The sequence below is a fragment of the Duganella aceris genome, assembly GCF_011090165.1.
GTDB lineage: Bacteria > Pseudomonadota > Gammaproteobacteria > Burkholderiales > Burkholderiaceae_D > Rugamonas > Rugamonas aceris.
Genome location: NZ_JAADJT010000031.1, coordinates 1 through 6,674, shown reverse-complemented (window position 1 = coordinate 6,674; position 6,674 = coordinate 1). Strand labels below are relative to the sequence as shown.

At 63.7% G+C, this 6,674-nt stretch carries 6 protein-coding genes and 1 rRNA gene; 5 read left to right on the top strand and 2 right to left on the bottom strand.

Annotated elements, in window-relative coordinates:
* Positions 1-140 precede the first annotated feature (140 nt).
* Both GW587_RS30860 and GW587_RS30855 read left to right on the top strand, forming a co-directional pair.
* Positions 141-1,553: a DUF2868 domain-containing protein gene (locus GW587_RS30860; RefSeq protein WP_166108739.1), complete on the top strand. Its 1,413-nt coding sequence runs from the start codon at positions 141-143 to the stop codon at positions 1,551-1,553.
* Complete coding sequence (locus tag GW587_RS30855) at positions 1,550-2,989, top strand: GTPase domain-containing protein (RefSeq protein ID WP_166108738.1); 1,440 nt, start codon at positions 1,550-1,552, stop codon at positions 2,987-2,989. Before GW587_RS30860 ends, GW587_RS30855 begins: the two co-directional genes overlap by 4 nt.
* Here the strand turns inward: GW587_RS30855 and GW587_RS30850 are convergent.
* Positions 2,986-3,882: an AraC family transcriptional regulator gene (locus GW587_RS30850; RefSeq protein WP_166108740.1), complete on the bottom strand. Its 897-nt coding sequence runs from the start codon at positions 3,880-3,882 to the stop codon at positions 2,986-2,988. The two genes, GW587_RS30855 and GW587_RS30850, sit on opposite strands and share 4 nt — an antisense overlap.
* A 215-nt stretch (positions 3,883-4,097) precedes the next feature.
* Here GW587_RS30850 and GW587_RS30845 point away from each other — a divergent pair, with 215 nt between their 5' ends.
* Positions 4,098-4,352: an SDR family NAD(P)-dependent oxidoreductase gene (locus GW587_RS30845; protein ID WP_371875669.1), complete on the top strand. Its 255-nt coding sequence runs from the start codon at positions 4,098-4,100 to the stop codon at positions 4,350-4,352.
* A gap of 3 nt (positions 4,353-4,355) precedes the next feature.
* Here the strand turns inward: GW587_RS30845 and GW587_RS30840 are convergent, their stop codons facing one another.
* The gene (locus tag GW587_RS30840; protein WP_229259741.1) at positions 4,356-4,916 is read right to left on the bottom strand and encodes a TetR/AcrR family transcriptional regulator; all 561 of its coding nucleotides are present in this window, start codon (positions 4,914-4,916) and stop codon (positions 4,356-4,358) included.
* 133 nt (positions 4,917-5,049) lie between these two features.
* Here GW587_RS30840 and GW587_RS30835 point away from each other — a divergent pair, with 133 nt between their 5' ends.
* Positions 5,050-6,252: a YbfB/YjiJ family MFS transporter gene (locus tag GW587_RS30835; protein WP_166108735.1), complete on the top strand. Its 1,203-nt coding sequence runs from the start codon at positions 5,050-5,052 to the stop codon at positions 6,250-6,252.
* A gap of 334 nt (positions 6,253-6,586) precedes the next feature.
* A 16S ribosomal RNA gene (locus GW587_RS30830) occupies positions 6,587-6,674 on the top strand; the annotation flags it as partial.

The following is a 6,674-nucleotide window of genomic DNA, read 5'->3' as shown; positions in this document are numbered from 1 at the left end:
ACAGGACCGTGAAACAACTCTGCGCCGATGATAGTGCTGCAACCAGTGTGAAAGTAGGTTATCGTCAAGCTAGTTATTAGAAAAAGCCCCTTCCGGTGATCCGGTCGGGGCTTTTTTGCGTCTTGACATATACTCATGCGATGAACGAACACACCGCGCGAGATGTCATCCTGGTCCAGTCCATCGAGACCGCCGACCAGAAAAAAGAAATCCTGAGCGACGACGACCGCATGTATGCCAGCCGCAGCGCGCGCGAACTGGCGCAGTGGGGCGCCGCCGACCGCAAGGCCGAAGTCACCGGCGAAGATTTCCTGCAGCAGCGCGCCGAGCAGATCCTCAAGCGACTGGCGGAACGCACACCGGCCTTCGCCGTCTTCCTCAAGCGGCGCCATCCGTTTGCGCCGTTGTGGTGGGCGCTGCCGCTGATCGGCCTATTGCTCGGCGCCGGCCTTGACCGCATCAGCGATCCGCATCGCGTCGATTTGCTGTCCGCGCCGTTGTTGCTGATCATAGGCTGGAATCTGCTGGTCTATCTGGGCCTGCTGGTCTGGGCCTTCATACCCGCGCGCCCGCGCGTGCCACGCAGCTTGAGCCTGCCGCGCAAGATGCCGCCGGCGTTGTCGACCGCCTTGCTGAACTTTATGCGCGAGTGGTCGCTGCTGAGCGCGAAGCTGACGTCGTCCAGGCTGAGCCGCACGATCCATCTGAGCGCCGCGACGTTCGCCATCGGCGCGCTGCTTTCGCTGTACGCGCGCGGCCTGCTGTCGCAATACGCGGCCGGATGGGAAAGCACGTTTCTAGATGCCGGCCAGGTGCACAGCCTGTTGTCGATGTTGTTCGCGCCGGCCACCGCGCTGTTCCACCTGCAGGGTTTCTCGCTGGCTGAGATCGAAGCGCTGCGCTTCCCGCAAACCACGGCGGCCGAGGGCGGCGCGCGCTGGGTGCATCTGTATGCGGCCACCGTGCTGCTGCTGGTGGTCGTGCCGCGCCTACTGCTTGCCGCGGTGTACGGCTGGCGCGCGACGCGGCTGACGCGGCGTTTTCCGATCGATCTGGCGCAGCCATATTTCCGCAAGCTGAGCGACGGCATGGGCATGGCCCAGGGCGGCATGATGCGCGTGCTGCCCTACAGTTTCACCGTCGACGAGGAACGTCATCGCGGCCTGGCGCAGATCGCCGTGATGCTGTTGGGCGAACGCGGCGGACTGATGTTGCGTCCGTCTATCGCGTACGGCGAGGAGCCGCAAGCCGGACTGCGCGACGATGCCGATGTCGCCATCACGGCGGCGCTGTTCAACCTGACCGCCACGCCGGAAACGGAAAACCATGGCGCCTTCCTTGATGACCTGGTGCGCACCGCGCCACGCGGCATCGCCGTGTTGCTGGACGAGTCCGGCTATCTGGACCGCATGGGGACGGAACGCCTGGCCGAACGTGTCGCGCTGTGGCGCGAATTCTGCCTGCATCACCGCACCATGGCCAGCGTCGTCAACCTGCGCGACCCGGCCGCGCATCCGCTGGACGCCGGTCTCACCTTGTCGGACGCCCCATGAGCACAACGATCCAACTGGCGCTGATCTCGCACACCAACAACGGCAAGACCACGCTGGCGCGCACGCTGATGGGCGTCGATGTCGGCGAGGTGCGCGACGCGGCCCACGTGACGATCACCTCGGAATCGCACACCTTGTTGGCGACCCCGCAGGGCGACGAACTTCGCCTGTGGGATACGCCTGGCTTCGGCGATTCGGTGCGCTTGCTCAAGCGGCTGGGGCAGTCCGGCAATCCGATCGGCTGGTTTTTGCGCGAAGTGCTGGATCGTTATCGCGACCGTCCGTTCTGGCTGAGCCAGCAAGCCCTGCGCGCCGCGCGCGACGCGGCCGATGTGGTGCTGTACCTGGTGAACTCGTCCGAAGATCCGCGCGACGCCGGCTATGTGCCGGCCGAAATGAAGATTCTGGAATGGCTGGGCAAACCGGTGGTGGTCCTGCTCAACCAGACCGGACGGCCGCGCCCGCAGGCGGAGGAGCAGGCGGAGCAGGCGCGCTGGCGCGATCATCTGCGCCAGTATCCGGTGGTGCGCGAGGTGCTTGCACTGGATGCGTTCGCCCGTTGCTGGGTGCACGAGCGGGTGTTTTACGAAGCGCTTGGCAAGCTGCTCGACGCGGAGCGGCAGGTCGGCTATGCGCGCTTGTTCGCAAGCTGGGAAGCCGGCAACGCGGCGCGCTACGATCAAGCGATGCGGCTGCTGGCGGTGCAGTTGCAGGCCGCCGCGCGCGACAGCGAAGCGGTGGAGGCCGATTCGAAGAGCATGCTGAAGTCCGCGCTGAAAGTGGTGGGCATCGGCAAGAATGAAGCATTGCAGCGGCAGGAAAAAGCGATGGCCACGCTGGTCGCGCGGCTGAACCTGGCCACCGGCGAGATGACGCGCGAACTGCTGATGCTGCACAAGCTGGATCCCGCCGAAGTCGCCACGATCAACGCGCGGGTGCGCGATCATTTCACCGTGCGCGCGCCGGTCGACCAGGCGCAGGCAGGCTTGCTCGGCGCGATGATTTCCGGCGCTGCCACCGGGCTTTCGGCCGATCTGATGGCGGGCGGACTGACGCTCGGCGGCGGCGCCTTGCTGGGCGGCGTGGTCGGCGCGGTGACCTTCGCCGGCGCGGCCTGGGGCTTCAACTCCAGCACTGATCGCGACCGGGCGACCATGCAGTTCACCGACGCCTTCATGCGCTCGCTGGTGGTGGCCGGCATCCTGCGCTACCTCGCGGTGGCGCACTTCGGCAGAGGGCGTGGGAATTTCGTCGATGCCGAGGCGCCGGCGTTCTGGCAAAGCGAAGTCGAGCAGGCGGTGGCGCTGCATGACGATGCGCTGGCCGCGCTGTGGAGGACCGCGCGGCGGGATGACGCCAGCGACCAACTGCAATCGCTGGTTCGGCGGATTGCTTCAGCCACGCTGGCGCGGCTGTATCCGGGCCAGGCGCTTTAAACCGCTCTTGCGGACTCCGCCGCCTGCACGCTCAGCACGCGCCGCATGGCGTTGGCTTCCTCACCCGGACTGCGGCCGAAGTAACGCTTGAACTCGCGGCTGAATTGCGACGGGCTTTCATAGCCGACCAGCGCCGATGCCGATTGCGCCGTCATGTCGTTGCGCGCCATTAGCACGCGCGCCTGGTGCAGGCGGGCCGACTTCAGGTATTGGATCGGCGAGCAATGCGTCACCGACTTGAAGTGCACGTGGAAGGCCGGCACACTCATCGCCGCCTCGGCCGCCAGCATGCCGACGTCGATGTCGGTGGCGTAGTCGGCGTGGATGCGGCGCAGCGCCTTGGCGATGCGGCCGAACTGGCCCTGGCTGGTGAGCGCGGCGCGCATCGCCGCGCCTTGGTCGCCCATCAGGGCGCGGTAGCAAATTTCCCGCACGATGCCCGGCCCCAGCACGCGCGCCTCCAGCGGCGAACTCAATGCCTCCAGCAGCCGCAGCACGGTGTCGCGCAGGCGCGTGTCCATGCGGGTCACCATCATGCCTTTCGGCATGGCGGGCACTTCGTTGTCGGTCTGGTCGATGGTGAACATCAGGTCGGCCAGCGTGGTGCGGTCGACGCGGATGCTCAAGCCGCGCAGCGGTTGGTCATCCGACGCGTCGGTGGTGCTGGTGAAGGGCATCGGCACGGCCACCACCAGGTAGTGGTCGGCGTCGAACTCCAGCACGTCGTTGCCGAAGTAGACCCGCTTGCCGCCTTGCAGCAGGATGGCGATGCAGGGGTCGTACATGGCCGGCGCCTTGGTTGATCCGCAGTTCGAGCGCGTCAGGCGCACGTCTTCCAGGTCGGTCATCGTATAGCCCTCGTTTGGCGCCAGTTGCTGGTGCAGGGCGATCATGCGTTCCACGGCTACTCCTTCATATGCTGATGAATAGGAATGATCCATGATTCACGCGTGGATCGCCACCATTGCATTGCGGATCTATAGGATTAGGCAAGAACTGCATAGGCATGTGCATTCGCAGCATGCGGATTCGTTCGTATGATGCAGCCTGGTGTTATTGCCATTGAAAGGACCGCATCATGACAGCTATTGCACAAACAAATCGAAAGGTGATTCTGATTGCCGGCGCCAGCCGGGGGAGCGGCCCGGCCACCGCGCGTCAGCTTGCGGGCGAAGGGCATCACGTGGTGCTGGGTGCGCTGCGCTCCAGCAAGTTGCAGGCCTTGGTGGCGGAGATCCGCAAGGCCGGCGGCTCGGCGGAATGGTATGCGCTGGACGTGTCGCGGCCGGAGCAGATGCGCGAGTTCCTGGCCTTCGCCGAGGACGTGCACAAGCGTGTCGACGTCGTGATCAACAACGCCTGATCGTTAGTCTTCGGAGAGCAGAACTTTTATCAGCGCATCGGCTGTCGCTTGTAATTCCGCCGGCGCATGGTAGATGCGCTCCATCACCACGTTGCCCCGCGTGAAGGTGACGATCAAGCGGGCCGCGTCTTTCGGCGGCAGCTTCAGCCGCGCCAATGCGTCGGGCGCCGACAGCCGCTGCTCCAGCACTTCCGCCAATCCTTCCAGCATGCCGCGCAACGCATTGCGCAGCGCTTCATTCATCGCGGTTTCATCGGTGGCGATCTTGGTCGTCAGGCAGCCGCGCGTCGGCGCCGACAGGGCGTCGTCCGGTTGCAGCACAGGTTCCGACATCGAGGCGATGACGTAGCCGAAGTAGTCGCGCAGCGCGACGGCGGGATCGTTCGCCGCCATGCAGGCGCGCACCGAGGCGATATAGCGCTGCCGGTAGCGCGCGAACGCCAGCAGGAATATCGATTGTTTGTCGCCATAGGCGTTGTACAGCGAGCCGCGCAGCACGCCGGTGGCCTGGGCCAGATCCTGCATCGAGGTGGCCGCATAGCCGCGCCGCCAGAAAACGTGCATCGCACGCTCCAGCGTTTGGTCTTCGTCAAATTGTTTTATGCCTGCCATGGCAGCGATTATCACCATTCTTGACATGGGTGTCAAGTTTGACTATGCTGTCAAACATGATGAGCACTCGTACCAAGGACATGCAATGAATATCGCTGAGAGTCGGGGCGCCACGGCGCGCGCCATTTTTGCCGGGCTGTGCGCGAGCCTGGTGGGTATCGGACTGGCGCGGTTCGCCTATACGCCGTTGATACCGCCGTTGATCGATGCGCACTGGTTCGCCGCCAAGGACGTGATCTATCTGGGCGCCGCCAATCTGGTCGGATATCTGATCGGCGCGCTGACGGGGCGGCCTATGGCCAGGCGCTTGAGCGCGCGGGTGACGCTGCGCGGCATGATGTTGCTGGTGTCGGCGGCGTTCTTCGCTTGCGCCTTCCCGTTGTCGGTGAGCTGGTTCTTCGGCTGGCGGTTGCTGTCCGGCGTGGCCGGCGGGATCATCATGGTGCTGGCCGCATCGACCGTGCTGCCGCATGTTCCGGCCAACCGCAAGGGCATGGCCAGCGGCGCGATCTTCCTCGGCATCGGCTTGGGCATCGCCGCATCGGGCACGGTGGTGCCGTTGTTGCTCGATGTCGGGTTGCGCCAGACCTGGCTCGGACTTGGCGCGCTATCGCTGTTGTTGAGCATTGCCAGCTGGGGGTGCTGGCCGCACGCCATCCACGCGGCGACGCCGGTGCGCGGCGCCGAACCGATGGCGAAAGAGGGCGTGCGTATGGAGCTGAATCTGCTGTATCTGCAATATGCGCTGATGGCGTGCGGGCTGGTGCCGATGATGATGTTTCTGGTCGATTATGTCGCGCGCGGACTGGGCTGGGGCACGCATACGGCCGCGATGTTCTGGATTGTCTACGGCGTTGGCGCGACGGTCGGGCCGATGTTTTATGGCGCGCTGTCGGATCGCATCGGTCCGGCGCGGACCAGTCAGTTTGCGCTGGCGCTGCAAGTGGCGGCGATCGGCTTGATGGCGTTGTCGATGAATCATGTGGTGCTGATCGCGGCCGCGCTCATTATCGGTACCTTCCCGCCGGGCATCGTGCCGGTCACGTTGAACCGTGTGCATCAGATCGTGCCGGGCGACGCGCATGCGCAGAACGCCATATGGAGCAAGGCGACAACCATCTTCGCGCTGTTCCAGGCGGTCGCCGGTTATAGCTACTCGTATCTGTTCGCGCGGAGCGGCGGCGACCATCGGCTGTTGATGGGGATAGGCGCCGGGGCGTTGCTGATTGCGCTGTTTGCCGAAGGCGCGAAGAAAATCCTTGCCAAGCCGGCGAGCGCCTTGCTATAGTTCGCCCCCTCGCAGAACAACGCATGCAAATGCAGAGTGAAGCGGGAAAAAGAAGAGCTTGACGAGATGTACGAAACGCCTCATAATCTTGCCTCTTCGCTGAAGAACAAAACGCTTCCTCAGCATGCAACACCGAATTGAAGTTCTTTAAAAATTAACAGTCGATAAGTGTGGACGTTTGATGTGAGTGCACACGGAGCTAGTCTCCGTGATACTTAAAATATCAAATGTTCACAAAAAATATAGGATGCTTCGCAAGAAGCAGCCTGTCAGTATTTTGAGTGAGCGACCCGTCGCAAGACGGTGACACGAAAGTGTCAAATAAACAGAGATTAAACTGAAGAGTTTGATCCTGGCTCAGATTGAACGCTGGCGGCATGCCTTACACATGCAAGTCGAACGGCAGCGCGGGGCAACCTGGC

Excerpts from the sequence above, each read along its gene's own strand:
- GW587_RS30860 (WP_166108739.1), top strand. The coding sequence starts at position 141 with ATGAACGAACACACCGCGCGAGATGTCATCCTGGTCCAGTCCATCGAG.
- GW587_RS30855 (WP_166108738.1), top strand. The coding sequence starts at position 1,550 with ATGAGCACAACGATCCAACTGGCGCTGATCTCGCACACCAACAACGGC.
- GW587_RS30850 (WP_166108740.1), bottom strand. The coding sequence starts at position 3,882 with ATGATCGCCCTGCACCAGCAACTGGCGCCAAACGAGGGCTATACGATG.
- GW587_RS30840 (WP_229259741.1), bottom strand. The coding sequence starts at position 4,916 with ATGCACGTTTTCTGGCGGCGCGGCTATGCGGCCACCTCGATGCAGGAT.
- GW587_RS30835 (WP_166108735.1), top strand. The coding sequence starts at position 5,050 with ATGAATATCGCTGAGAGTCGGGGCGCCACGGCGCGCGCCATTTTTGCC.